At 28.5% G+C, this 26,569-nt stretch carries 23 protein-coding genes; 12 read left to right on the top strand and 11 right to left on the bottom strand.

Annotated elements, in window-relative coordinates:
- Positions 1–6 precede the first annotated feature (6 nt).
- Positions 7–1,176 (bottom strand): OmpA family protein, encoded by a 1,170-nt coding sequence (locus QIA22_RS01375; protein ID WP_301611403.1) that lies wholly within the window; start codon positions 1,174–1,176, stop codon positions 7–9.
- A 140-nt stretch (positions 1,177–1,316) separates the two neighbouring features.
- Between QIA22_RS01375 and malQ the strand changes: the two genes are divergently transcribed.
- The 4 genes from malQ (at position 1,317) to QIA22_RS01355 (ending at position 7,644) form a co-directional block, all read left to right on the top strand.
- Positions 1,317–2,837 (top strand): 4-alpha-glucanotransferase, encoded by a 1,521-nt coding sequence (gene malQ / locus QIA22_RS01370; RefSeq protein WP_301611402.1) that lies wholly within the window; start codon positions 1,317–1,319, stop codon positions 2,835–2,837.
- 119 nt (positions 2,838–2,956) lie between these two features.
- On the top strand, positions 2,957–4,801 hold the full coding sequence (locus QIA22_RS01365) for a putative glycoside hydrolase (RefSeq protein ID WP_301611401.1): 1,845 nt from the start codon (positions 2,957–2,959) through the stop codon (positions 4,799–4,801).
- Positions 4,802–4,828: 27 nt separating this feature from the next.
- A complete protein-coding gene (locus QIA22_RS01360) occupies positions 4,829–5,815 on the top strand; it encodes a calcium/sodium antiporter (RefSeq protein ID WP_301611400.1) in 987 nt (328 codons plus the stop codon).
- 80 nt (positions 5,816–5,895) lie between these two features.
- The gene (locus QIA22_RS01355; protein WP_301611399.1) at positions 5,896–7,644 is read left to right on the top strand and encodes a hypothetical protein; all 1,749 of its coding nucleotides are present in this window, start codon (positions 5,896–5,898) and stop codon (positions 7,642–7,644) included.
- Positions 7,645–7,670: 26 nt separating this feature from the next.
- Here the strand turns inward: QIA22_RS01355 and QIA22_RS01350 are convergent, their stop codons facing one another.
- On the bottom strand, positions 7,671–7,838 hold the full coding sequence (locus QIA22_RS01350) for a hypothetical protein (RefSeq protein WP_002657037.1): 168 nt from the start codon (positions 7,836–7,838) through the stop codon (positions 7,671–7,673).
- Between the two features lie 76 nt (positions 7,839–7,914).
- Here QIA22_RS01350 and QIA22_RS01345 point away from each other — a divergent pair, with 76 nt between their 5' ends.
- Positions 7,915–9,516, top strand: a complete 1,602-nt coding sequence (locus QIA22_RS01345) for a hypothetical protein (protein ID WP_301611398.1) — start codon at positions 7,915–7,917, stop codon at positions 9,514–9,516.
- On the opposite strand, the gene alr is transcribed toward QIA22_RS01345, so the two are convergent.
- The 6 genes from alr to QIA22_RS01315 form a co-directional block, all read right to left on the bottom strand.
- On the bottom strand, positions 9,508–10,626 hold the full coding sequence (alr, locus tag QIA22_RS01340) for an alanine racemase (protein ID WP_301612193.1): 1,119 nt from the start codon (positions 10,624–10,626) through the stop codon (positions 9,508–9,510). The two genes, QIA22_RS01345 and alr, sit on opposite strands and share 9 nt — an antisense overlap.
- 47 nt (positions 10,627–10,673) lie before the next feature.
- On the bottom strand, positions 10,674–11,351 hold the full coding sequence (locus QIA22_RS01335; RefSeq protein WP_301611397.1) for a S2/P23 family protein: 678 nt from the start codon (positions 11,349–11,351) through the stop codon (positions 10,674–10,676).
- Positions 11,352–11,374: 23 nt separating this feature from the next.
- Positions 11,375–12,169: a S2/P23 family protein gene (locus QIA22_RS01330; RefSeq protein WP_301611396.1), complete on the bottom strand. Its 795-nt coding sequence runs from the start codon at positions 12,167–12,169 to the stop codon at positions 11,375–11,377.
- Between the two features lie 158 nt (positions 12,170–12,327).
- Positions 12,328–12,744 (bottom strand): hypothetical protein, encoded by a 417-nt coding sequence (locus tag QIA22_RS01325; RefSeq protein WP_071891972.1) that lies wholly within the window; start codon positions 12,742–12,744, stop codon positions 12,328–12,330.
- A gap of 4 nt (positions 12,745–12,748) precedes the next feature.
- The gene (locus QIA22_RS01320; RefSeq protein WP_301611395.1) at positions 12,749–13,177 is read right to left on the bottom strand and encodes a hypothetical protein; all 429 of its coding nucleotides are present in this window, start codon (positions 13,175–13,177) and stop codon (positions 12,749–12,751) included.
- A 28-nt stretch (positions 13,178–13,205) separates the two neighbouring features.
- Positions 13,206–14,342: an LIC_12708 family protein gene (locus QIA22_RS01315; RefSeq protein WP_301611394.1), complete on the bottom strand. Its 1,137-nt coding sequence runs from the start codon at positions 14,340–14,342 to the stop codon at positions 13,206–13,208.
- Between the two features lie 61 nt (positions 14,343–14,403).
- On the opposite strand from QIA22_RS01315, the gene secA reads away from it, so the two are divergent.
- Together secA and QIA22_RS01305 are read left to right on the top strand one after the other, a co-directional pair.
- Positions 14,404–17,103, top strand: a complete 2,700-nt coding sequence (secA, locus tag QIA22_RS01310; protein ID WP_301611393.1) for a preprotein translocase subunit SecA — start codon at positions 14,404–14,406, stop codon at positions 17,101–17,103.
- Between the two features lie 14 nt (positions 17,104–17,117).
- Positions 17,118–17,729, top strand: coding sequence for a superoxide dismutase (locus QIA22_RS01305; protein ID WP_301611392.1), 612 nt, complete (start codon positions 17,118–17,120; stop codon positions 17,727–17,729).
- Positions 17,730–17,792: 63 nt separating this feature from the next.
- On the opposite strand, the gene nagB is transcribed toward QIA22_RS01305, so the two are convergent.
- On the bottom strand, positions 17,793–18,599 hold the full coding sequence (gene nagB / locus QIA22_RS01300) for a glucosamine-6-phosphate deaminase (RefSeq protein ID WP_301611391.1): 807 nt from the start codon (positions 18,597–18,599) through the stop codon (positions 17,793–17,795).
- A gap of 26 nt (positions 18,600–18,625) precedes the next feature.
- Positions 18,626–19,831 carry an N-acetylglucosamine-6-phosphate deacetylase gene (gene nagA / locus QIA22_RS01295; protein WP_301611389.1) on the bottom strand — a complete coding sequence of 402 codons (1,206 nt, stop codon included), beginning with the start codon at positions 19,829–19,831 and terminating at the stop codon, positions 18,626–18,628.
- Positions 19,832–20,011: 180 nt separating this feature from the next.
- On the opposite strand from nagA, the gene fliD reads away from it, so the two are divergent.
- The 5 genes from fliD to QIA22_RS01270 all read left to right on the top strand — a co-directional run bounded on the left by fliD (position 20,012) and on the right by QIA22_RS01270 (position 26,275).
- Positions 20,012–22,009 carry a flagellar filament capping protein FliD gene (gene fliD / locus QIA22_RS01290; protein WP_301611388.1) on the top strand — a complete coding sequence of 666 codons (1,998 nt, stop codon included), beginning with the start codon at positions 20,012–20,014 and terminating at the stop codon, positions 22,007–22,009.
- A gap of 126 nt (positions 22,010–22,135) precedes the next feature.
- Positions 22,136–23,146 (top strand): flagellin FlaB, encoded by a 1,011-nt coding sequence (gene flaB / locus QIA22_RS01285; protein ID WP_301611387.1) that lies wholly within the window; start codon positions 22,136–22,138, stop codon positions 23,144–23,146.
- Between the two features lie 159 nt (positions 23,147–23,305).
- The gene (locus tag QIA22_RS01280; protein ID WP_301611386.1) at positions 23,306–24,424 is read left to right on the top strand and encodes an ATP-binding cassette domain-containing protein; all 1,119 of its coding nucleotides are present in this window, start codon (positions 23,306–23,308) and stop codon (positions 24,422–24,424) included.
- A gap of 6 nt (positions 24,425–24,430) precedes the next feature.
- Complete coding sequence (locus QIA22_RS01275) at positions 24,431–25,330, top strand: ABC transporter permease (RefSeq protein ID WP_014023401.1); 900 nt, start codon at positions 24,431–24,433, stop codon at positions 25,328–25,330.
- Positions 25,331–25,399: 69 nt separating this feature from the next.
- Entirely contained in the window at positions 25,400–26,275 is an 876-nt protein-coding gene (locus QIA22_RS01270) for a glycine betaine ABC transporter substrate-binding protein (RefSeq protein WP_301611385.1), read from the top strand.
- On the opposite strand, the gene yidD is transcribed toward QIA22_RS01270, so the two are convergent.
- Positions 26,264–26,554, bottom strand: a complete 291-nt coding sequence (gene yidD, locus QIA22_RS01265) for a membrane protein insertion efficiency factor YidD (protein ID WP_071891943.1) — start codon at positions 26,552–26,554, stop codon at positions 26,264–26,266. The two genes, QIA22_RS01270 and yidD, sit on opposite strands and share 12 nt — an antisense overlap.
- Positions 26,555–26,569 lie beyond the last annotated feature (15 nt).

Here is a 26,569-nt window from a genome sequence, read left to right as displayed (position 1 = left end):
ACCTTGCTAATTATTTAATATTGTAATTTCTACTCGCCTATTTTTAGCCTTTAGTGGGGAAGATTTAGGATATTTTGGTTTTTTAGATCCCCATCCTTTAAATAGTATTTGATTTTTATCTTTTACTTTCATTTTTATTAAATAATTTCCAATTGCACGAGCTCTTTTTTCAGAGAGCTCGCGCATTTCTTCTTCTAGTCCAAATTGTTCGGTATGTCCTTCTATTAGTATGTTATTTTTTTTAAATTTTTCAAGAAGTTTGGCTATAAGGTCAATTTTTTCATATTCTTTTTGTAGTATTTGGAATGAGTTAGGATAAAATTCAATATCGAAGCTTAAATTAATTCCTTTATTGTTTTTTTCAATGTCAATAGCTTTTATTTTTTTTTCTCGGATGTAATTTTCAACTTCAGTTTCAATAAGATTATCATTTGGAAGTTCAATTGAAACTACTCTGCCAAGAGAGTTTCCAATCATTTTAAAATGTTGGTTGTTGTTTTGATTTATTTCAAATATATATTTATCGCTGTATTTGTATGTATTTCCAATTTCATTATCAAAATAAATTTTTTGGTCTACTTTTTGATAGAAAGAGATGTTTTTTACATTGTATTGTGATTCATAATTCGAAAGAATTATGTGGTAATGTTTGCCATTGTATTCTTCTTTACCCTTATATTCGTAGTTAACATTAAATTTTACAATGAAATCTTTTATACTTTTGTCTATTTTTGACGCTTCTATATATTCTTCTGCAGGATATGTCCATTTTTCATTTATTTTGATTGGTGTTTTTGGAAATCTTGGAATGCCTCTAACAGAGGGCCTTTTTTGATTTGCTCCTATTATATATTCTCCTTGCTTATTTATGCTGAAAGTTTCTTCAAACTCTTCGTTTAATAGATAAGGTTCATTAATATTTTCTCTTTTTAAGATTCTAAAAAAAGCTTTAATGTTTGAAAATTTTTCTTTTGTGTCTTTTATTTCACTTGAAATCTGAATATTGGTTGTAGAGCTTGAATTATAGTGGCCGTTGAAATACATTTTTTGATTATCTGTGCCTTCTAATCTAAATTTTGAGCCTTTAACGTACTTAAATTCAAAGATTTCAGAAGAAAAAGCTAAGCTTTGAACTAAAAATAATAGCAACAATGACGTAGTCGCTTTGTTATTCATTAATAGATTTTATCATAAAAGTATTTAATTTCTAAATTTTTATTAAAATTGCTATTTGATATGTTGTTCTGAGTTGATATTTATTATAATTTATAACACAGTGGGAATTTATTTAAATTATTAATTAATAGAGGTTTTATATGAAATATAAAAAAATAAGGATTAATTTAAACTTGAAAAGAAAAAGTGGTATTTTGCTTAACATAAGCTCTTTACCATCTAAATATGGTATTGGAGATTTAGGCAAAGGAGCTTATAAATTTATAGATTTTTTGTTTGCATCTTCTCAAAGTTATTGGCAAATGTTTGCTTATTCTCCTATTGATTTTACAAGATCTCCCCCTTATTCAATTTTTTCGGCTTTTGCTGGCAATGTTTATTATATTGATTTAGAAGCCCTTGACAAATTTATAGATTCAGATTTGAGCCTTTTAAAGGAAAATGAAACTAGGTATTCTGATTTAAAAAAATTAAGTTTTAAAGATAAATTTCTTAAAGAAGCTGCTTTAAATTTTATTAATAGAGCTTCGGTTGATGAGGTTAGAAGCTTTGAAAAATTTAAAAAAAAGTCTTCTTATTGGCTTTTAGATTTTGCAAGTTTTGTTGCATTTAAAGAATATTTTTTAAAAGAATCAAAGAATGCTTTTAATGTTCTTTTTGATAGAGGAATTCTTAAAAGAAATGAAAAAGATTTATTTAAATTGAGAAATATCCTTTCAAAAGAGATTAAAGCACAAGAGGTGTTGCAGTATTTCTTTTTTTCACAGTTTCAAGCTTTAAAGCGCTATGCAAATGATAAAGGGATTGAGCTAGTTATGAATGTGCCTTTTTTTATGGCGTATGATTCCGCTGATGTTTGGGCACACCAAAAATATTTTAAGCTAAGATTTGATGCAAGCAAAGATAAGGTTGCAGGAATTTCCCCAGATTATTTTTTAGAACAAGAGCAAGCTTGGGATAGTGCAGCTTATAGCTGGAATGTTTTAAAGAAATTTAAGTATGAATGGTGGGCAAAAAGGATTGGGGGTTTAAGAAAGTATGTAGATATAATTAAAATTGATCATTTCAGAGGTTTTGTTTCTACTTGGGAAGTTAGTGCGGGTGAGACTTATGCTTTTAATGGGTTGTGGATAAAGTCACCAGGGAGAGATTTTTTCAATTTTATTTTAAATGAAATTAAAGATTTAAAAATTTGGGTTGAAGATTTTGAAAATGATCTTGAAGATGTTTCAAAATTAAGAGATTTTTTTAATTTTCCAGGAATGAAAATAATGAAGCTTGCCTTTGATTTTGATTCAGGCAATCAGAATCTTCCTCATAATTATATTAAAAATTGTATAGTTTACACAGGAATTAATGATAATGACACAATACGAAAATTTGTTGACTCTTTAGATGATTTGCATAAAAAGTACATTTTTGATTATTTAAATACAAATGAAAATTTTGTTGTTTGGGACATGATAAGAAGTGCTATGGGTAGTGTTTCTGATAACGTAATAGTGCCAATGCAAGATTATATTAATTTAGGAGATGAATTTAGGGGAAATATCCCTAAAAGTACTTTAGATAATTGTATTTTTAGATTATTAGAAAGTGATTTAGATACTGCTTTGAGTCAAAATATAAGTTTTATTACAAGGCTTTATGGTAGGGCTTAAGATTTTTAGGAGCAAGGTTGTTATGAAATTTAAGTATTTTTGAATTTAATTGTGATTCAATTGTTCAAATAAAAATCACTATTATTTAATATTTTTTGATTTGCAAGTATCATGTATTAATGTATATGAAAATTTTTATCTATTGGATAGTTATTTTCTTCTTTTTTGTTTTTAAAGTTTTTAGTATATATCCATTAACTGATGAAGAATTTTTTAAAAAATATAGTTTATTTTTTGTTCATAAAGGATTTTTAAGTAAAAATGTTAATGGGAAAATAACCAAAGTTAAAGTGAGTGGGATAAATTTTAGGTGGATTTATCCTTTTCAAAAGCTTGTTCCTAGTCGAATTACCTCTATTTATGAAGATATTTATTCTTCAAGTTCATTTTTGACCACAAGCGACAATCTTTATGTTTCTTATGATTATTCAAAAAATTTTAGGAAATTGGTGGGAATTGACAAATTTAATAGTGGTGCGTATATTACATCAAGTGCCTTTTCTCAAGGAGAGTATAAGCGCATTGCTATTGGAACCGCGATTCATGGCATTTACCTTAGTGTTAATGGAGCTATTAGTTTTAAAAATTTAAATCGTTTAATTCCGCAGATTTATTTAGGTGCAGGGTATTACGACATTATTAGTGCTATTGAATTTTCAAAAGAAGAGATAAATAATTTATATTTTTCTTCTGGAGTTTATGGAGATATTTTTTTAATTAGTCAGAAAATTGGATTTATTAAAAAAATTTCTTTTCCTTTTAAAAAGCAAATAATACGTATTTTAGACTTATCTAGCAAGAATGTAGAAAAAATTTTAGTAAGAACATATGACAATCATTTTTATTCTTATATTAATGGGCAATGGGTATTTATTGGAAAATTATTTTTGCAAGATCAAGATTTTTTTGAAAAATCACAAAGAATGCGGCTTGCTAAAAATAAAGGGTCTATTTATTTAACAGCATATACATTGCGTAATAAGAGGGCAGTTGATGAAAGATTTAAATTTATTAAAGATTCAGGCATGAATGCCGTTGTAATTGATTTTAAAGATGATAATGGTAATTTGACTTATTCTAGTAAGCTTTCTTTGCCCAATAAGTTGAAATCTGTTAAAAACTTTATTGATGTTTCTTATATTCTTAAAAAAGCCAAAGAGCTTGGAATTTATGTTATTGCTAGATGTGTTGTATTTAAAGATGCAAAATTGTATTATTACGATAATTTTAAACATGCTCTTTGGAATAAAAGAACCAATAAACCATGGGCTCATTTTATTAAAAAAGTTGATTCTAGTGGGCTTGTTAAATATGTGCAAGTAGAGCATTGGGTAGATATTTTTTCTACGGCTACTTGGGAGTACAACATTTCTATTGCAAAAGAAATTCAATCTTTTGGAGTTGACGAGATACAGTTTGATTATATTAGGTTTCCATCAGATGGGCCTGTGTCTCTTGCAATCTCAAGAATAAATAAGCGCGAAATGCAACCCGTTGATGCTCTTGAATCTTTTTTGATTATGGCAAGAGAACAGCTTTATGTACCTATTTCAGTTGATATTTATGGATACAATGGCTGGTTTCCTACTAATAGTATTGGGCAAAATATTGCAATGTTATCAGATTATGTTGACGTTATATCTCCTATGTTTTATCCTTCACATTATACTGATGATTTTTTGCCAAGCAATTTTTATTATACAAAAAGAGCTTATAGGATTTATAAAGAGGGGAGTGATAGAGCGCTTGCCTTTTCTTTAGGTGGGGTTGTCATTAGGCCTTATGTTCAAGCTTTTTTATTAGGAAAAGAAAGATTGGTGGATGACGAGATTTATTTGAAATATTTAAAGTTTCAACTTAAAGGAATCAAAGAGTCTTTTGGTAGTGGATTTAGTCTTTGGAATGCATCTAATGTGTATTATATGATTAAAGGCAGCTTAAAAGAATATTTAGATTCTTTTTAATTGTTGTTTTTTGCAAAGGAGATTCGTTTGGAACATTTAATTCAATTTTTTTACGTAGGATTTGGGATTTTTTTATTGTATCTTGGTGGTGATTTACTTTTAAAAAGTTCAGTTAGCATTGCTACTTATTTAAAAGTTCCAACACTTTTAATAGGGGTTACAATAGTGTCTTTTTCAACAAGCGCTCCAGAGCTTTTTACAAGTTTAGTGGCAGCTTTTAAGGGGAAAAACGAAATTGTTGTTTCTAATGTTATTGGTAGCAATATTATTAATATGTTACTTGCTCTGCCTTTAGCGGGATTCTTTTTGAATATTAAGGCAGATTTTAAAAGACTTAAGCTTTCTTTTATGTTTCTGTTTTTATTAATGTTTCTTCTTTTGCTGCTTTCATTTGATTTTAGATCTTACTCTTTTTTTGTAACGCCTTATAATCGCTTTAGCTCACTTAGTATCTTAATTTTGTTTTTATCCTATCTGTTGCTTTTTTATAAAGAAGAAAAAGCGCATGCCAGCTTGGAAAATTCTTTTCAAGAAGGTGCAAGCAATTTAAATCGGAGTTTAAACTTTGTATTTTTTAGTTCGTTAAGTTTTGTTATTAGCATGTATTTTCTTTATTTGGGATCGAAATTATTAGTTGATGGAGCTCTTTACATTGCCAACAATGTTTTTAATGTTAGTGAAAAGTTAATTGGAATTATAGTTGTAGCTTTTGGAACAAGTGTTCCCGAGCTTGTTGTATCTCTTTTTGCAATAATTAAAAAAGAAGCAGACATTGCATTTGGCAACATTATTGGTAGCAATATTTTTAATATTGGGTTTATTTTGGCTAGTAGTAGTTTTTTCAGACCCATCTTGTTACAAGATATTTATCTTTTAGATTTTAGTATAATGGTATTTATAACTTTGGTTTTATTTTTAGTGGTTAAATTTAAAGGGGTTTTTAGCAGGGGTATTTCTTTAATTTTTTTGCTTTTATATCTTTTATATAATTTAATGTTATTTAACTTTTATTGATTATTTGATCTTAATTTTGATTTGTTAATATATTTTTAATGTAATATGCTTTATTATTTAAATGTGATATAAGGAACAATATGAAAAAATTGCCAGAAATTTTTTATATGAGTAGTAAAGAAGTAGATATTTTGATTTCTCAATTAGGAATATCTTCTGATACCCAAAAATTAATTTTGAAAACTATTCTTTCTTATAAAAAGGAAGCTATAGATTATTCTTCTTTTATAGAAGAGCATTCTGTAAGAATAAGAGGTTTAAAGGGGGAGCTTGATTTTTTATTTCGCAAACTTTATGAAGTTAAAAGAGGAATAGTTACTAATAAAATAGCAATCGACGGAGAATTTTTGCCAGACAGCATAATTTTGACCGATGAGGCCAGTTATGATTTTTATTATTATTCTATTGATGATTTATTTTTAAAAACTTATATAGGAATAGAGCTTTTTAGTTCTTTGCTTACTGTTAAGAATGTAGAATCTAGTTTGCTGGTTTTTCAAAATGAATTTATAACTATTTCAGATTCAAATATTAACTATAAATTTTTTGAAACAAAATCACAATTGAAGGAAATATTAGTTTGGAAATCATTGATAATTCCATCGAGCAGGGCTTTATATTTTATTGAGTTTGTTAAAAAAATATTTTTTAATATTGCTTCTAATAATGTTGTAAAAGATGTTTTCGTTAGAATAAAAGGATTAAAGCTTATTGATTATGAGAAAACTTTAGAAGAGGGCAAGAATATTATTGGTGCTATTTCCAAGATTCTCTCTGGCATAATTGAAATCAAGGATGAAGTTCTTGGTAAGAAAGGAATTACTTTCTCAAAAAATTATTTTGTTTTTTTGGAGTTTCTTAATCTTTTTATTAAAAATGAAAAAGACTTAGAAGAGCTTAAGACTATAGAAGCCATTAAAATTGATGAATCTTTAAAAGCAATTGAAAAAACTTTAGAGTTTAAAAAGGGGCCAATTGATACAGAAGAGTTTTCCAGTATTTTAAAAGTTTATTCTGAAGGGCTAAGTGATCCTGAAAATTTCTTGTTAGTTGCTAATATGTACTTTTTTGAATCTAAAATTCATGATATTTTGCCAAAAATATTTCAAGTAAAAGAAAATTTTTATTTGTACAAACCTTTTGCATATGAGTTTTTTCTAGAAGAATATGAAAAGGTTTTACTATTTCTTAATAGTGAATTGAAGGCTAATATATTTAAAATTCTTAGTTTTGGAGATGATCCTTCTTCTATTTTTACAGAAGAAGGCTTAGAAGAAGTTCTCAATAGATTAGTATCTAGATATATTATGAATGAGTATTGCTTAAAAAATAAAGTCAAGTTTCTTGACCTTATTGTTTCTCATTTTAGAAGAGTTTGCAAAACACAAAGTGTTCAGGTTCATCTTAAAGATTTGATTAAAGTTGAAGCAGCGAAATATTTTAAGAATAGTAATGAACTTTTGCCCCTATATAAAATATATAAACTTGATTTGTATTCAATTTTGAATGCTGCTTATAAAGATTTAAGTTTCTTTAAAAAAATTGTTTTGTTTTTGACAGGCAAGCATCAAAGCTATAAAGAGGCTTTGTCCAGATTGGATTTTAGAGCTGGTTTGAATAAAAGCGGGAATGGTCTTTTTGATCCAAACGAAAGAGTTAAAAGACAGTTGGAAAAAATTAGAAAACAAAGAGAAGAAATAAAAGAGCAAGTTAGAAATTCTTTCCCCAAAAAAGGCACAGCACCTAAGCAAGCAGCAAACAAGAACTATACAAAACAAGAGCAAGATGAAGCTTGGGTTAAATTTAGTGATAGGATACAAAAAAAATAGCGTTTGTGAGTAAGTGGATTTATTTGTTAAAATAAATCCCTTGGTTTTCTTGCTGTATTTTTTGAAGTTTGACATTCTGCATAATGCTTTATTTTTCCATTTTCAAATTTTGATTTCATTATGATTTTTCCTCCCCATCGACTTATTAGCTCTTTTGAGCCCACTCTTTGAGCGTTTTTAGAAATTTTAGCCATTTTAAAGCTCCTTTTGATAGATTTATTGTATAATAAAATCTATCAAAATAGGGTTGATTTATCAAGGAATTTATTCATGTTATTTATAATATTTTTTATTAGCGCCCCTCTTTTTTCAAAAGAAGTTTATTATAGGTTTGCAGATTATTCTGTTAATTACAGTATAGTGGGTAAATATGAGATTACAAAAGAAGAATCTGAGGAAGAGTACGGATATAAATTTACTTATGATCGCAATAATAATCTTATTTTGGTTGATTATATTGGTAAGCTTAGCATTTTAATGCCTTCTTTTTTTAATGCAAGCCAAATTAAAATAGAAAGGTCTAAGCGCAGTGAAAGACGCATATTTCTAAATAGGGGACTTGCTTTTAAGAATAATAATAGTGTTTATATTGAACATATAGAATATATGAGTGATGGTAGGATTAAAAATATTTTTAATTATAATAGATCTAATGAAATGGTTAGGGATAAATATGATGTTTCTTATTACCATTTTTTATACGATAATGAGAGAGAGTTTAGTGTTTACAGATTTAATGAATCAGGAATTCAAATCAAAGATTTAAATGGTGTATATTTTACAAAAATTAGCTATGATCATTCCAAATTTGTTAAAACGGTTTTGTATTACGATGAGAATGGTTATATCGTAAGGTCAAAAAATGGTACTTGTGGGTTTAGATTAACCTATGATGCTAATCATAATCTTATTAAAGAGGAATATCTTGATAAATCAGCTCATACTGTTTCAAATCCATTTTCTGTAGCTATTAAAATATATCATTATGATGTTGATGGAAAGGTTATTGAAATTTTAAATTATGATATTAATAACAATTTGACTCCAGATGAAAATAATGTAGCAATTTATCGTTATGAATATTATTTTAAAGAGAAAGATTGCTATTACAAAGAATATAATTATGATAATAATAATAATTTAACAATCAGTCAAAATGGGTATGCCATGAAGAAGACTATTTTTTATGTCCAAAATAATGAGAAAAGGGTAATAAATTACAGTAATAAGATCAATAAAAACTATAATAGAGATATTCCGACTGTTTATGAGGAAAAGTATGAAATAATGGATAATTTTAAAGGCATTGCTATTTATAGTTATAAATATGATGATAATTTTTATCTAATAGAAAATATTTTTTTTGATAAAAATTTTAATTTAATAGCTGATTTTAAAGGTGTGATGATTTACAGATACTCTTACGACAAAGAAGGATTTTTGATTGCTCAAGAACATTTTGGTGGGGATTTTGTTAATCCAATAGATGATTTTGAAGGAGTTTCGAAGTATAAATTTAGTTACGATTCTAATGGCAATATGATTTCAAAGAAAAATTATTCTAAGGATGGGGTTTTGGTTGCTGATTGTAATTTTGTTTTTGAGTATTTATATGAATATGATAAACAAAATAGGCTTATTTCTCAAAAAAATTTTGGCAGTTTGGGACAATTGCAAGATGATATTCATGGAGTTAGTGTTTATAAATATGAATACAATAAATTTGGCAAAATATCAAAGCAGTCAAATCATGGTCCGGATTTGAGATTAAGAGATGATGTTGGAGGATTTTCAATTTATAAATGGATTTATGATTCTAGAGGCAATTTAATAGATTTTCAAAAATTTGATTCTTTAGGTAATTTAATCTAAGTATTTTTTCTTCTCATATTTGCCTATATTGCATAGCAATTCATAATTGCTTCTTTTGGAAAATTTGCTCATTTCATCTATACTTAATTTTTCTGATACAATTTCTACTTTTGAACCCGTTTTAACTTTTAGGTCTTTAGGAATTTCCACTATTGTTAGATTCATACAAACTTTTCCTCGTATTTTACATTTTTTATTGTTTATTAAAAAATAAAAATCATTACTTATATTTTGAGGTATTCCATCAAAATATCCGATTGGAATAATTCCTATTTTTATATCTTCTTTGGCTTTAAATGTGCCCGAATATGAAATTTTTTCACCCCTTTTAACATTTTTGATAAATATTACTTTTGAAAATAAGCTTAATACAGGCTTAAAATTTAAAGCAGGTTTTTTGTTTTTTGGCAATGGACAATAACCGTAAAGAATAAGACCCGGTCTTATCATATTAAATTGTGAACTTAGTTTGTAATCGATAATGTGTCCCGAATTAGAAATATGGACAAATTTGGGATTAATATTTTTTTGTTTTAGTATTTCTAAAAAAAATAAGAATTGTTCTATTTGTTTTTGTGTGGTTTTAAAGTCTTCTGTTGATGGGAGATGTGAGCAGACCCCCTCTAGTTCTAGAAATTTTGAATTTTGAATATATGTGGCTATTTCAAGGGCACTGTCTATTTTTGCTCCATATCTATTCATTCCAATATCAATTTTTAAGTGAACTTTTATTTTATTTTTTTGCAATGCACATTCTTTTTCTATTAAAAATAGATATTCAAAATCAGCAACAAATGGCACTAACTCAAGTTTAATTAAATTTTTAATTTCTTTTTTATCCACTTTAATGTACATTAATATTTTTATATTTTTATCAATTTTTTTAAGTGCTTTGGCATCTTCAATATTAGAAAGTCCAAAATAATTTATTTTTTTTGATTTTAAAAATTTAAAAATGTTTATAAGCCCGTGACCATAGGCGTCACCTTTTAATGTGACGACTATTTCTTTATCACCAATTTTATTTTTAATTAAATTTAAGTTATGTTCTAAATTATTTAAATTTATTATTATTGTTTTGTTACTACTCATTGTTTTATTATTATATATTTAGCTCTCTTAGAGAAGTAAAAATCTTTTTTCTATTAATTTATAGTTTATTCTATAACGGGTATTGGGAATTTTGTTATTTGGTTTCCCTTAAAATGTAATCTCAATTTTTTTTGAAAATCATTATATATTTTAGGGTTAATTCTAATTTCGTATTTTTTAGTTTCTTTATTATTTATATTATTTTCTACTGTTATTGCTGCTAAAATATAATACCAGTTGTTATCTTTGTAATATTCTGCAATTGTTTTTGAAAGAGATTCAGTTCTTAATGTGCCAAATGAGTAAGCGTCTTTTGCAAGTTCTTTTTTTGATTGCTGTTTTCCACTAGTAAGACTGCTTAGTCGATTAATAAAATTGCCTTTATCTGGACTTAAAAATTCTAATTTTGTGATTTTGTATTTCTTGGAAGCCTCGTTTGATAGGTCGAATGAAATAATAGCAGAAGATCCAATTTTTGAAAATACATTTATAAATGAATAACTAATTCCAACAAGTTCTTGTATGAGGTTTCCATTTAAATCTACTAATTCCATGTAGGGTTGGCTAATGGCGACATCAACAGATGCAAGCAAAAAACTTTGTTTTAGTTTTTTAAGTTCTGTTTTTATATTTTCTTTTACAATATAATTTTCATTTTCGAAGATATTAATTTCGTTTTCAGAAAAAATATTTTTAGCTAGAGAAAGAATTATCACCGTTAAAATAAATTTTTTAATGCTCATAAGATATTTCCTTTTGTTTGTATTTATATGTCTTCAAATAAATCTCCAGCTATGTCTTTTAATATAGAATTTTCTTTTAGCACTTCTTTTAAAAATTCAATAATTAATTTTGAATTAAGGGAAATTTTATAAATTTTAGTTTCTTGAGTAAGTTTATTTTTGACAGTTAAATCTGCAAGCATATAATTCCATTGATCATTTTTATATGTTAATTTAAAAGCATTTTTAATCTCATCACTCATCAATATTCCAAATGGGTATGCAGTAATATATCCTTCTTCTTGTGAATTTTCAACATCTAAAAGGGAATTTTTAAGCTCTAGATTGGAACCGGCTGTTACAAATTTAATATCTTCGATTTCATATTCTTTGTCCCCATCTTTAGTTGTTTCAAAAAGTATTAATAACGATGTGTAATAACTATATGCATCATCCATTTTTATAGGGGATAGTATATAGGAATATCCAAATTTGTTTTTAAATTCTGGTATTTCTTTCCCATATTCATCTAAGATTGTCATTGCCTTTGTTTTTATCCAAGTTACGTCATGATTACCATTTATGATTGGTAATTTTTTATTTGAAATTTTGCCTGATATTAAATGTAATTTTTCATCGCTTATTGGCTTTCCAGTGCCGCTTTCTTGCTTTCCATATACAGATTGTGAATTTTTTTTTAAATGTAATTTTTCATCACGTATTGGTTTGCCAGTACTGCTTTCTTGATATACAGATTGTGGTTTTTTAAAAAAGGCGCAACTGAGCATTAACATGGGAAGTATTATTAGTTCCAAATGCTTATATGTTCTAAATATCATTATATCTTTTCCCTTTATACCATTTACGGCCTTTATTGGGCCAACAATTAAAATTTAAATTAAATCATAGTAATAATATAGAATGATCATGTCAAAGTCAAGTTGCTTTTTAGTAATTTTGTTAAAAATTGTATCTTTATTTTTAATCTTGCAACATCTTACAATAAAGGTATTTCTGCTGCTAAAAAATGAATTATTCCTATAATGATTGATATAATGCCAATTAACTGCTGATTGCTTTCAAGTATTGATTTGAATTTTCCATATTTTTTATTATTTTGAACCTCTGTTGGTAATTTTTGTTTTAAGAACAAGATAAATCCAATTAAAAATAAACTTATAGCTGGAATCAAATTTCCAATTATTGGCAATTTGTATGGCCTGATTATTTCAAGGGCACTGGTTATTAAAAACAATAATCCAAAAATGCTTTTTACCTTTTTGTTATCGTTTATTAAGTTTACAAAATCTTCAAAAATTTTGAAAAAGCTCATTCTTTCTATTAATATTGGAAATGCAAGTATTATTCCCCCTAAGATGTTAAGCAAAACGGACATGAAGTATATTTGTATCATATTTTTATCCCCTAGGTTTTATTCTTTTACTATAAAAGACATTATTATTGCCATTACTCTTTAGTATTATACTTAATAAACTTTCATTTTGATAGATTATATTAGCATATGTTGTAAAGTTTTTACTGCTTATGTAAAACATATTGCTTTCAATTAATTTGCTGTCTAGATAAATATCTAGCTTGGCTTTCCCTAAGCTTGAAGTTTTTTTTGTTTTTATATTTATTTTTAGTGATAATCTGTTTTTGTCTTGTTTATAGTTTATTATCATTTTGATATTATTTTTATTGTTTTCGTGATTTTGAATTCTAGGAATTAGAAAAATTTTAAAAAATAAAAGAATTACAACAAAGATTATTCCAATAATGATATGTTTTTTCATTTTTTTTTGGTATTTAATTTCTAGTTGTTGATTGTAATTAATCTTTTTCATTGTATTGGCAAATTCAACCATTTTATAATTATAATTTTAATAACGCATTTAAATTCCACCAGTAAACACTAACTCCAGTTTTCCCGCCATAAAGTATGCTCAGTATTCCATCTTTAGATAAACTCTCAGAGAGAAATATTAAATTTGAAGGCTCAATTAAAGCTATTTGTTCTTTAATTGCGCCTTTGTTATCTAATTTCCATATTAAATTGTTAGATAAGTTTTTCATGTTAGTAGATGCTATTATTTTGTCTTTTTGTATTTTTATAATGTTAATAAAGCTTTCTTGTTTATCATCTAGTAAGTTTTTAGGAAGAGCGATTTTACTTATAACTTCTAATTCTTTGTTTTTTTTCAAACTCATTTTATAGATATATTGATCTTTAATTTTAATTCCAAGATCGTTTATATTTTCATTGTCACCAATGTTTTCATAGTAAGTAGTTTTTACGTAAAGAGTTTTTTTGTTGACTTCAAAAAAAACCTTGTCTATTGAAATATTGTATTTTGTCTTTTGATTGTCTATTGTTTCTAGCAGGTTTTTGTTGACGTAAATTTTATAAAGTGGAGAAAATTCTTTATTATAAGAATATATTATATAACCTTTGCTATATATTGATATTATTGCAATGTTGCCGTGCTCATCAACATTAACATCGTAAATTTGTGGAAATGGCATTCCGTTTAAACCTTCTTGCCCTAAAATTTCTACAGACGAGTTTTTGTTTAGTATTAGTATTCTCATAAAGTAGGCAATATTTTCTTTTTGATTGAATTTTGATTTTTTATTATTTAGCTTATCTGCGACAATAATAAAATCGTTTAGCGGGTATATTGCCTGAATTCCTTCAAAATCTATTTTTTTTATTTTTAAATCGGCATTTGTTTTAAATATTCCATTTTGATATGTCTGTATTAGTTTCCCGTATGAGTTAAAAATCATTAATTTATTTGTTTTTATTTCTGCAATGTAAACTAGCCCATTATATGTTTTGATATCAAATTTTGAATTTGTAAATTTGTTATTCAGAGGCATTATTGCACCAGGAAGTGTTCCAAATGGTATTTTGAATTGTTCTTCTCCTAGTTCGTTTAAAGTTTTATTATTACATGATATAATTGCAAAAAGCAGGCTTAATATAAGAGCTTTATAGTGTTTTTTCATATTTTTATATTATTATTTAAAATGACTTTAAGTCAATTATTTAGGAGAATTAATACCTACCATGTTAAAAGCAGTACTTGAGACAACTATTGGCTCAAAAAGTAAAAGAGATTTAAAAGATTATCTTCCAACCCTAAGAAATATTAATAAGCTTGAACGTTGGGCATTATTGTTGGCAGATGAAGATTTTTCAAAGGAGACAGAAAAGCTTAAAGATGAATTAAAATCGGGTAATTCTTTAGATAATATTTTGGAACGAGCTTTTACTCTGTCTAGAGAAGCTGCTAGAAGGCGTCTTAAAGAAAGGCCTTATGATGTGCAAATCATTGCTGGGCTTGCTCTTCACAAAGGCAAAATAATAGAGATGAAAACAGGAGAAGGAAAAACTCTCTCCTCAGTTCAAGCAGCGTATTTAAATAGTTTAACAGGAGATGGGGTTATTATTGTTACTGTTAATGACTATCTTGCAGAGCGCGATTCTAATTGGATGAAGCCGGTTTTTGATCTTTTGGGTGTTAGCGTGGGGGTTGTTCTATCTAATATGGATTATGAGCTAAGAAAGGCTCAATATGCTAAAGACATTACTTATGTTACAAATAATGAACTTGGATTTGATTATCTAAGAGATAATATGCGTTATGACCTGAATGAAAAATCCTTAAGAAAATTTAATTATTGTATTATTGATGAGATTGATTCTATTTTGATCGATGAGGCAAGAACCCCTTTAATTATTTCAGGGCCAACAGAGGGCAACACCAAGGCTTATCTTGAAGTTAATTCTCTTGTATCTTTTTTAAAAGAGTGCTCCAAGGATTCTAAAACCGGTGATTATCCTTTAGAAATAGATGACCTTGATGGTGATTATACTGTTGATGAAAAGGCCAAAAGAATTTCTTTTACTGCGAAAGGGCTTAATAATCTTGAACAACTTTTAGTTTCTAAGGGCATTATTAGCGGGTCTATGTATACGGATTCAAATTTTAATTATGTTCATTATATGACTCAAGCTTTAAAAGCACATTTGCTTTTTTTAAAAAATAGAGAATATATTGTTGGTGATTCTGGTGTTGAAATTGTAGATGAATTTACCGGGAGAGTTTTAACAGGGCGAAGATATTCTGATGGACTTCATCAAGCTATTGAGGCTAAAGAAGGAGTTAGAGTTGCTAATGAAAATAAAACTATGGCAACTATTACTTTTCAAAATCTATTTAGAATGTTTAATAAAATTTCTGGTATGACAGGTACAGCTGATACAGAAGCTAAGGAATTTCATAAAATATATAATCTTGATGTAGTTGTAGTTCCAACAAATAGATTGTTAGCACGAATAGATGAGAATGATACTATTTATTATACGGAAGAATTTAAATTTAATGCGATTACAGATGAGGTTTATAAAACTTACAAAAAGGGTCAGCCGGTTTTAGTGGGAACTGTTTCTATTGAAAAATCTGAGATTTTATCAGCCATGTTTAAAAGTAGGGGGATCAAGCATGAAGTTCTTAATGCAAAAAATCATTCTCGAGAAGCATTTATTATTGCTGAGGCTGGAGCAAAACATGCGGTTACAATAGCAACAAATATGGCTGGTCGTGGTACGGACATTAAACTTGGGGGCAATATTGAACACAGGGTTAGGAAAAAAATCGGAACTAATGTAAGCCTTGAAGAATTTCAAGAGGCTGTTAAAAATGAGAGAGAAAGTTACTTAAAAGATTATAATGAGGTTAAAAGTCTTGGTGGGCTTTATGTTATTGGTAGTGAACGTCACGAGTCAAGGCGAATAGATAACCAGCTTCGTGGGCGTAGTGGAAGACAAGGTGATCCTGGGCGATCAAGATTTTATGTGTCGCTTGAGGACGATTTAATGCGTCTTTTTGCTGGAGACAACCTAAGATCATTAATGGGTAAGCTTGGAATGGCAACAGGAGAGCCTATCACACATTCTCTTTTAACTAAATCTTTGATTAATGCTCAAAAACGAGTAGAAGACAGAAATTTTGAAATTAGAAAGCATTTATTAGAGTATGACGATGTTATTACAAAGCAAAGAGATTTTATTTATGCTCAGAGAAACTCTATTCTTGAAGATACAGCTATTAAGGATCGTATTCTTGTTGCTTTAGAAGAATATCTTAGTTTTTTAATTGAAGGGACAAAAAGTAGTACAGTTTCAAATATTTTTTTAAATGAAGTAAATTCAATTTTTGCTTATATGCTTGAGAGTCTTGGCTCTATTGAAAATATTAGTTCTCTTGATTTGAAGGCTAAGTTAATGCAAATAGCAAAGGCAAATTTAGATGAAAAGGAAAATTTGATTGGCAGGGATCTTTTTAATGGATTTTTAAGATATGAATATTTGAAAAATATTGATTTTAAATTTCAAGAACACCTTGCAAATTTAGATTCTTTAAGAGAGGCTGTTTATTTAAGATCTTATGCTAATAAAAATCCAATTACAGAATACAAAGAAGAAGGATTTTCAATATTTAGCGAGCTTATTAAAGATATTAAAGTTTCTACCATAAGGCGTGTTCTTCAGTTAAAATTGGATAGCAATTCTTCCGATTTTAAGTCAACAAAGAAGTCTAGGAATGTTAAGTCAATTCATAAAGAACTTTCTGGAATTTTTATTAATGAGAATAAAAGCATTTCTAATGTTCAGGTGGTTAGAAGTTCTCCTAAAATAGGTAGAAATGAGTCTTGTTATTGTGGAAGTGGAAAGAAATATAAAAATTGTCACGGCAAAAGTTAAAACAGGAGGTTTTTATGTTTAAGCTGCCAGAACTTGGTTATGATTATGATGCTGTTGAGCCTTATATTGATGCTAAAACTATGGAAATTCACCATAGCAAGCACCATAATGGTTTTGTAATGAATTTGAATTCCATTTTGGAAAAAATGGATAAAATTCATTTAACAGATGTGTCAAATATATTAAAAAATATTCATGATTTTCCAGAAGAATTTCAAACTTTAATAAGAAATAATGCTGGGGGTTATTCTAACCATACTTTATATTTTAGAACTTTAAGGCCGGGAAACAAGGATAATCTTTTTGAAAAGTTTAAAGACGATATTAATGCAGCTTTTGGAAGCCTAGATGTTCTTAAGGCTAATTTGAAAGATACTGCGATGAAAATTTTTGGAAGTGGTTGGGCGTGGTTAGTATTGTGCCCTGATAGTGGGCTTAAAGTGATTTCGATGCCTAATCAGGATAGTCCTTTAATGAAGTCTTATAAGCCAATTTTAGGTATTGATGTTTGGGAGCATGCTTATTATCTTAAATATCAAAATAGAAGAATTGAATATGTTGATGCATTTTTAAAGGCTTTAAATTGGGAAGAAGTTTCAAAAATTTACAATGAAGCCGAGGAGTAAGCTTTTGTTTTATAAAGATTTTCAATCTTATATTCAGTATTTTACTTTAAAAATTTAATTAGTTTATTTTAAGTCGTTATTAAAGTTTTCTCTTTCTATGTCATTAAAGTATTCTACCGTTCCGACTTTTAATTCGTAAGTTGCGTTTTTGTCAGATACTATAATTGCGTTTTTATGTAGTTGAAGCGCGCTAATTGTCCACATATGATTAATGCCTTTTTCAATAGCATGTTTTAGTGCTCTTGCTTTGCTATGGCCGTTTACTATTATTAAAATTTCTTGTGAGTCCATAATTGTTCCAACCCCAACAGTTAGCGCCCTTTTAGGAACTTTGCTCAGATTGTCTTCAAAAAATCTTGAATTAGCAATGATTGTATCTTGGGTTAAGGTTTTAATTCTTGTTCTTGATGTTAGGGAGGAGCCGGGTTCGTTAAAAGCAATGTGACCATCAGGTCCGATTCCACCTACAAAAAGCATGATTCCCCCGAAAGATTTGATTTTTTTTTCATACTCTTCACATTCTTTTTCAAGATTTAAAACATTTCCATTTAGTATATTTATGTTTTCTTTTTTAATATCAATGTGAGAAAAAAAATTTTTCCACATAAATGAATGGTAACTTTGAGGATGATTTTTTTCAATTCCTATGTATTCATCCATGTTAAAAGTTATGACATTTTGAAATGAAATTTTTTTATCTTTATTTAATTCAATTAAATTCTTATACATGCCAATTGGGGAGCTTCCTGTTGGAAGTCCAAGGATAAATGGTTTTTCTTTTGTTGGAGAAAATTCTTTAATTTTTTGTGCTACGTGATTGGCTGCCCACCTTGATATGTCTTCGTATGTAGGTCTGACTATTAATCTCATTTTGATCCCCTTAAAATTGTTTAAAGCTATAGATTGTTAAAAATTATTTTAGATTCTATCATTGTTAGTTTTAGATTAAAATCTTTATCTAAGACATTGATGCTTGCATCATATCCATGACATATTAATCCCTTTTTATCAATATTTAGGATTCTTGTTGGATTGTAGGAGCTTGCTTGAACAGCGTCGCTTAAGCTGTATCCGAATTCTACTAAATTTTTAAGACCTTGTATCATTGTGAGTGTTGATCCAGCTATTGTGTTGCTTTTCACGCTATGGAATAATCCATCTTCTGCAATATAAACCTCATCTCCGTTTGCAATTAGTTTTCCACAAGTTTGACAATTTGGGGTAAGTCCGTCAGTTACAAGGACTATTTTACTTATATCTTTGAGCTTTCTAAGCATTAAAACTAATTTTGGATGTATATGGTGGCCATCTGCAATAATTTCACAAGAAACATCGCCATGTATTAATACTGCTCCTATTGCATTTGGATTTCTGTGGTCAAGTTTTGACATTGCGTTGAAAAAATGGGTTGTGTGAAGTATTCCAACTTGAAATCCTTCTATCATATTTTCATATGTTGCGTTTGTATGTCCTGCTTGAAGGTTTATATTGTTTTCAAGGCAAAATATTGCAAGTTCTCTCATGCCTTTAAGCTCAGGAGCAACAGTCATTGTGCTTATATGTGTTTTTCTTTTGCCGTTTGATCCTGTAAATATTCCTCCAGCTGCATCTATTAGTTTTTGCATAACTTTAATACTAGGTTCATGAAGATGAGAAACAGGGTGCGCTCCTTTTTTTTCAGGAGAAAAAAAAGGTCCTTCAAGGTGAAGTCCCAGAATTTTAGCTCCTTTTTCTTTACCTATTGCTGCTGTGCAAGCTTTTATTGCTTTAGTCATTTCATCTATTGGTCTTGGATAAATAGTTGGCAAAAATCCTACTACACCGTATTGCGCTAAATGTTCTGACATTTTAAGTATTGATTCTGTTGAGCATTGATCTGTCCCATAACCGTGAAATCCATGAATATGATTGTCATAAAGACCAGGAGTTATATAATTGCCTTTTGTGTCAATCATTTGGTACTCTTCTAGATCCATTTTTTTAAGTCTATCAGATGTTACAATATCAAAAATTTTATTGTCTTTAATCAGAACTGCCGAATTATCCAGTTTATCGTTTCCAGTTAAAACAGATTTTGAGTTGAATAAGCAAAAATTTGGCATCTTTATGCTCCTTTTAATTTATTTTACTATAAACATTAATTTTTTTTAAAGTTTTTACTTTTTATACTTTACAATTTTATTTTAAATTGTTTGGATGCTTAAAGTTTATGTTTTTTTATTACATATTATATTTTATTTTCAATTTTATTAATGATATAATTTACCCCGGAGGGCGTTATTTTGGCATCAGGATTTTTTGTTCCTGGACTTGAGAGCAAATATAATACTAAAGAAATTCGTGAATCCATGCTTAAGTCCGATAAAGCTAAAATTGATTCTTCTTTCAAAAAACTTGAATCTTTAGAGCAAGAGAAAAGTGCTTGGCAGTTAATTAATAGAAAAATCTCTACTTTAAATTCTCTTGCAAAAGAAATCACATCGCTTAACAGTCCTTTTAATCTAATGTCAGGGAATTCTAGCAATAGCGAGGTTTTAACCTTGTCTACTAGATATGGATCTAAGAATGAGACTCACAAATTAATTGTTGATCAAATAGCGTCAGCTGATGTGTTTTTGTCTGCAAATTTTGATCCTAAAAAAGTTACAATTCCAGAGGGAGATTATATATTTTTAGTTGGCAAGAAGGAAATTAATGTAAAAAGTAATGGTAACATTGATTTACTTGTAAGGGATATTAATAACAAGGGAAAGGGTTTTTTATCTGCAAAAATAGTAAAAAGCGATAAAAATGGAAATAGTCGTTTTGTTTTGCAATCCTTAAAGGAAGGCAAAGAAAATAAGCTTGTGATCAAAGGGGAGGGATTGTCTTTTGCTAAGCAAATTGGCATTTTAAGTGAACTTAAAACCAATTTTAATCCTAGTCTTTCAGATATTGCCGTAAATCAATCTAGCAGTAATAATAGACTTGCTTTTGAGAACAATAATCTTGTTTTAAATCCGCTTTCAGAAGTGTCAATTGAAATTCCTGAAGATATTGAAATTACATCTAGGAGTAAAATTAAATTTGAAGTTAAGTATTTTGATACAGGCCTAGAAGAGTCTGATAGCAAGATTATTTTTAATCCCGGAGGGGCTACATTTAAGGATGCAAAAGTTGACAGTGAAGACAGTGTAGTTGATCTTGGATCTGATTTAAAAACTCCTTTGGAAAAAAAATATATTCAAATGAATATATTTAAAATAAGTAGCAAAGAAGGTTCTTTAGAGCTTCCTTTAATAAATATTTCAAATGATTTTGAAGAAGTTGAAGTTGATGTTGGAGCTCTTTCTAATCTGGAAGAAATAAATATTGAAAATAAATCAAATAATAAAGTAATTGTTATTGGTAATGTTGAAATTTTTGATCCAAAAAATAGAGATGGTTATTTGCCAATAAATGCTAAAAGTTTTGCTGAGAATGCAAAAATTAAATTTGATGGAGTAGATGTTGAGAGAGATTCAAATGTTATTAATGATTTAGTTCCAAATGTGACATTAAGTTTAAAAAAAGCCTCAAGCGATGTGGTTGAGGCTAAAATTGAGCCTGATTATGAAGGGATTAAGAGGGTTCTTTTGGATTTTATTGGTGCTTATAATGAGGTTCTTGCGGAGATTAATATTGTAAGCTCCAATGAAGATCAACCCAGCAATCAAAAGTCTAATATAGTTGAAGAGTTGACATATCTTAGTGATTCTCAAAAAGAAGAGGCTTATAAAAATTTAGGTATTCTAAGGTCTGAATTTTTATTGAAAAATCTTAAGTCCAGACTAGAGTCAATAATTTTTAAACCTTATGTTACTAGCGATCCTAATTTTTCAATAATTAATCAAATGGGAGTGTTTACTAATTCTATTTCTTCTTCTGGTGGACTTTCTAGATATTTAAGACTTGATGAGAAAAAGTTTGATGAATCAATTCGCAATAACATCGATAATGTTCGAGAACTTTTTTTATTTGACCTTAATGGGGACAGAGTATATGATAATGGAATTGCTAAAATGCTAGGAGATTGTCTTTCGCCTCTTGTGGCTTCCGGAGGAGTTATTTATAATAAAATAAAAAATTACGACTTGAAAATTTTTAATCAAAAAAATAAAGTTGAAGATTATAAAAAGAAATACGAAGATAAAGAGAGAAAAGTGGAGGGTGATCTTAATACCTTAGATTTTACTGTTAAGCGTATGAAAGATCAGGAAAATACATTAAGAGCTTTTGATTTTAATCAAAGAAATAAATAATAACAATTATTTTTAATGCTATTGCTGTCTGCGTTTCTTTTTTTTAAATTTTTGTGCTATTCTTTTTAACAGGCAAAAGGATTTGCCAAAAATAAATAATTAAGTTTAATCATGGAGGAATGATATATGATTATAAATCATAATACATCAGCTATTAATGCTTCAAGAAATAATGGCATTAATGCTGCCAATCTTAGCAAAACTCAAGAAAAGCTTTCTAGTGGGTACAGAATTAATCGTGCTTCTGATGATGCTGCTGGTATGGGAGTTTCTGGTAAGATTAATGCTCAAATAAGAGGCTTGTCACAAGCTTCTAGAAACACTTCTAAAGCTATTAATTTTATTCAGACAACAGAAGGAAATTTGAATGAAGTAGAAAAAGTTTTAGTAAGAATGAAAGAATTGGCAGTTCAATCAGGTAACGGCACATATTCAGATGCAGACAGAGGTTCTATACAAATTGAAATAGAGCAACTTACAGACGAAATTAATAGAATTGCTGATCAAGCTCAATATAACCAAATGCACATGTTGTCAAACAAATCTGCTTCTCAAAATGTAAGAACAGCTGAAGAGCTTGGAATGCAACCTGCAAAAATTAACACACCAGCATCACTTTCAGGGTCTCAGGCTTCTTGGACCTTAAGAGTTCATGTTGGAGCAAACCAAGATGAAGCTATTGCTGTAAATATTTATGCAGCTAATGTTGCAAATCTTTTCTCTGGTGAGGGAGCTCAAACTGCTCAGGCTGCACCTGTTCAAGAAGGTGTTCAGCAAGAAGGAGCTCAACAACCAACACCTGCTACAGCACCTTCTCAGGGTGGAGTTAATTCTCCTGTTAATGTTACAACCACAGTTGATGCTAATACATCACTTGCTAAAATAGAAAATGCTATCAGAATGGTAAGTGACCAAAGAGCAAATTTGGGTGCTTTCCAAAATAGACTTGAATCTATAAAGAATAGTACTGAGTATGCAATTGAAAATCTAAAGGCATCTTATGCTCAAATAAAAGATGCTACAATGACAGATGAGGTTGTAGCAGCTACAACTAATAGTATTTTAACCCAATCTGCAATGGCAATGATTGCACAGGCTAATCAAGTTCCCCAATATGTTTTGTCATTGCTTAGATAAAATTATAATTTAATTGGTATAATTGGTACAAATTTTTAACAAAAGATCCTTTAAAGGGTCTTTTGTTTTTTATTTCGGATCGGCAAAAATTTAATAATTTTAGTATAATTTATAATGATGTGTTATAAAGTATAATGCAGGCTTATTGAGGAGTTTGCTTTGAGTAGGGTTGCTGTTAAAATCAAAGATTGTTATAAAGTATTTTCGTATTATGTTGACAAAAAGCAGATAAGTCAAGCTATAAAAGACTATGAAGATGGCAAAGATAGAATGCAAATCTACAAAGAATCTTCTATTTTTATTGCAAATGCCAATATTAATCTTGATGTTTATGAAAATGAAATTTTAGTTATTATGGGTATGTCAGGCTGTGGCAAGTCTACTTTAGTCAGGTGTTTAAATGGTATTTATAAAATAGATTCAGGATCTATTTTGGTAAATAATATGGAAATGAATGCTATAAATCGCAAAGATCTTTCTAATTTAAGAAAAGATAAATTTGCAATGGTTTTTCAAAACTTTGGACTTTTCCCTCATATGAATGTATTGAGAAATGTTACTTATGGGCTTGAGGTTAAACATGTTTCCAGGAAGATCAGAGAGGAGCTTGCTATTGAGGTGTTAAATCTTGTAGGGCTTGAGGATTCAAAATATAAGTATATTAATGAACTTTCTGGGGGGATGAAGCAAAGAGTTGGAATAGCAAGAGCATTAGTGGTTAATCCAGATATTCTTTTAATGGATGAAGCTTTTTCGGCACTTGATCCTTTAATTAAAGGAGAAATGCAGGAAGAACTTTTAAGGTTGGTAGCTAAACTTAAAAAAACAGTTGTGTTTATTACTCACGATTTAATTGAAGCTTTTAAATTGGGACATAGAATTGCTTTTATGAGAGATGGAAAAATCATTCAAGTTGGCAAACCTTTAGAAATTTTAGCTAATCCTAGTACAGATTTTATATCTGATTTTATTAAAAATTTACCTGTTTTAAATATTTTAAAAATAAAAGATATTTTAAAAGATGATTTTGATTTAAACTCTGGTAGTGATAATGGCTTAAATGTTATTATAAAATGTCAAGGTGAAAATTTCAGTTTATACGACAAAGTTCTTAATAAAAGGTATGATAATCTTATATCTTTAAATTTAGATCTAAATGATGAGATAAAAAAAATTGTTGAATATTTGAATAAGCAAGATTATTTAATAATAAAAGAAAAGGGAACTATTGTTGGCTATGTTAGTTTAAATGAAATCTCTGATTTATTATCAAGATAGGAATTTATGAATAAAGATTTTTTTATATTAAAAATAGATAATTTTTTTGATTTTTTGGTTGATAATTTTTCAATTTCTGATGGGGTAGGTTTTTCTAAAAGTATAATTTTTTTATATGAAAATTTGAAAAATTTATTTCTTTTTGTTAATCCACTTATTTTTATTTTGACTGTATGTTTGCTAAGTTTTGTTTTCTTAAAAAAGAGATTAATATTTTTAATTTTACCCGGATTCTTTTTTATTTTGTATTTTAATCTTTGGGAAGCTTCAATGGATACAATAGCTATTATATTTGTCTCTGTATTAGTTTCTGTTATTTTGGGAATTCCTATAGGTATTTTGGGGGGATATTTCCCAAAGTTTTATGTTTTTTTAAAACCCATTTTAGATTTAATGCAAGCCATGCCCCCTTTTATTTACTTGATTCCCGCTATTCCTTTTTTTGGAATGGGTACAGCCTCTGCTATTTTTGCTACAATAGTTTTTGCTATGCCTCCTGTTATTAGATATACAAGACTGGGGATTGTTCAAGTTTCAGATGAAGTAATAGAGGCAGCCAAGTCCTTTGGTAGTAGTAATTTGCGCATTCTTTTTCAAGTTCAGCTTCCTCTTTCTCTTCAGAGTATAATTGAAGGTATTAATCAGTCAATAATGATGGCGATATCTATGATAGTAATTGCTGCAATGGTTGGATCTTCTGGTTTGGGCAGGACTGTAATTTACTCTATAGAAAGATTAAATTTTGGTGAGGGTTTAATATCTGGATTAGCAGTTGTTATTATAGCTATTATTTTAGATAGGATTATGCAGTCTATTTTTATTAAATTTAGCTATTTAAATACAGATCATTATAGTGGAAAGAGAGAAAATAAATTTAAAAGATTTTTAGAAATATATAATAAATAAATGGAGATTGTTTTATGCCTAAATTGTTTATTGAGTTTTGGAGATTGCTTGATGAAATGGAGATTTTTTATGAATAAATTGTTTATTATCTTTTGTATTTTTCTTACTTTTTTGTCTTGTGATGAAAAAAAGAGTTCAAAGAATTTGAAATCGGTAAAAATTGGATATGTGAATTGGGGTGGAGAAACAGCAGCTACAAATGTATTGAAGGTTGTTTTTGAAAAAATGGGTTATAATGCAGAAATATTTTCAGTTACTACATCTATAATGTATCAATACTTAGCATCTGGGAAGGTAGATGGCACTGTATCTTCTTGGGTTCCTACAGCCGATAAATTTTATTACGAAAAGCTGAAAACAAAGTTTGTTGATCTTGGTGCAAATTATGAAGGAACCATTCAGGGTTTTGTGGTGCCAAGTTATGTTCCAATTTCTAGCATTAGTGAGCTTAAGGGTAAAGGCGCTAAGTTTAAAAACAAAATGATTGGCATAGATGCTGGTGCGGGGACTCAAATTGTTACAGAACAAGCGCTTGATTATTATGGATTAAGTAAAGAATATGAGCTAGTTCCTTCAAGCGAGAGTGTTATGCTTGCAAGTTTAGATTCTTCAATAAAGAGAAACGAGTGGATTTTAGTTCCTTTGTGGAAGCCCCATTGGGCTTTTTCTAGGTATGATATTAAATTTCTTGATGATCCTGATTTAATTATGGGAGGGATTGAGAGCGTGCACACTCTTGTTAGGCTTGGTCTTGAAAATGATGATTTTGATGCATATTATGTTTTTGATCATTTTTATTGGAGTGATGATTTAATATTGCCTTTAATGGATAGAAACGATAAAGAACCAGGCAAAGAGTATCGCAATGCAGTTGAATTTGTTGAAAAGAATAAAGAAGTTGTAAAGACGTGGGTTCCAGAAAAATATAAGACTTTATTTGATTAATCTTTTTTTAAATTCTTTTAAAGATTTTGAAATAGGGGTGTATTTAGGAATAAAATCGTTTCCTCCTTTAAATAATGCGTTACATCTTATTATTCTCAATGTCATTAATATTAAGGCCGTTAAAAAGTTATATTTTTTAAGGCATTCAATTGAATATTTTGAGCAAGTAGGTTTGTATATGCATTGTAGCCCAAATATTTTAGATAAAGTATTTTGGTAAATTTTTATTAAAAAAATGAGAGTATAATTTAAGATAAATAAAATTTTGAAAATGTTCATACTTGGAATTGTATT

It is taken from the genome of Borreliella kurtenbachii (assembly GCF_030437945.2).
Lineage (GTDB): Bacteria > Spirochaetota > Spirochaetia > Borreliales > Borreliaceae > Borreliella > Borreliella carolinensis.
The sequence above is the reverse complement of the archived record's forward strand: the minus strand, read 5'-3'. Positions and strand labels throughout refer to the sequence as shown.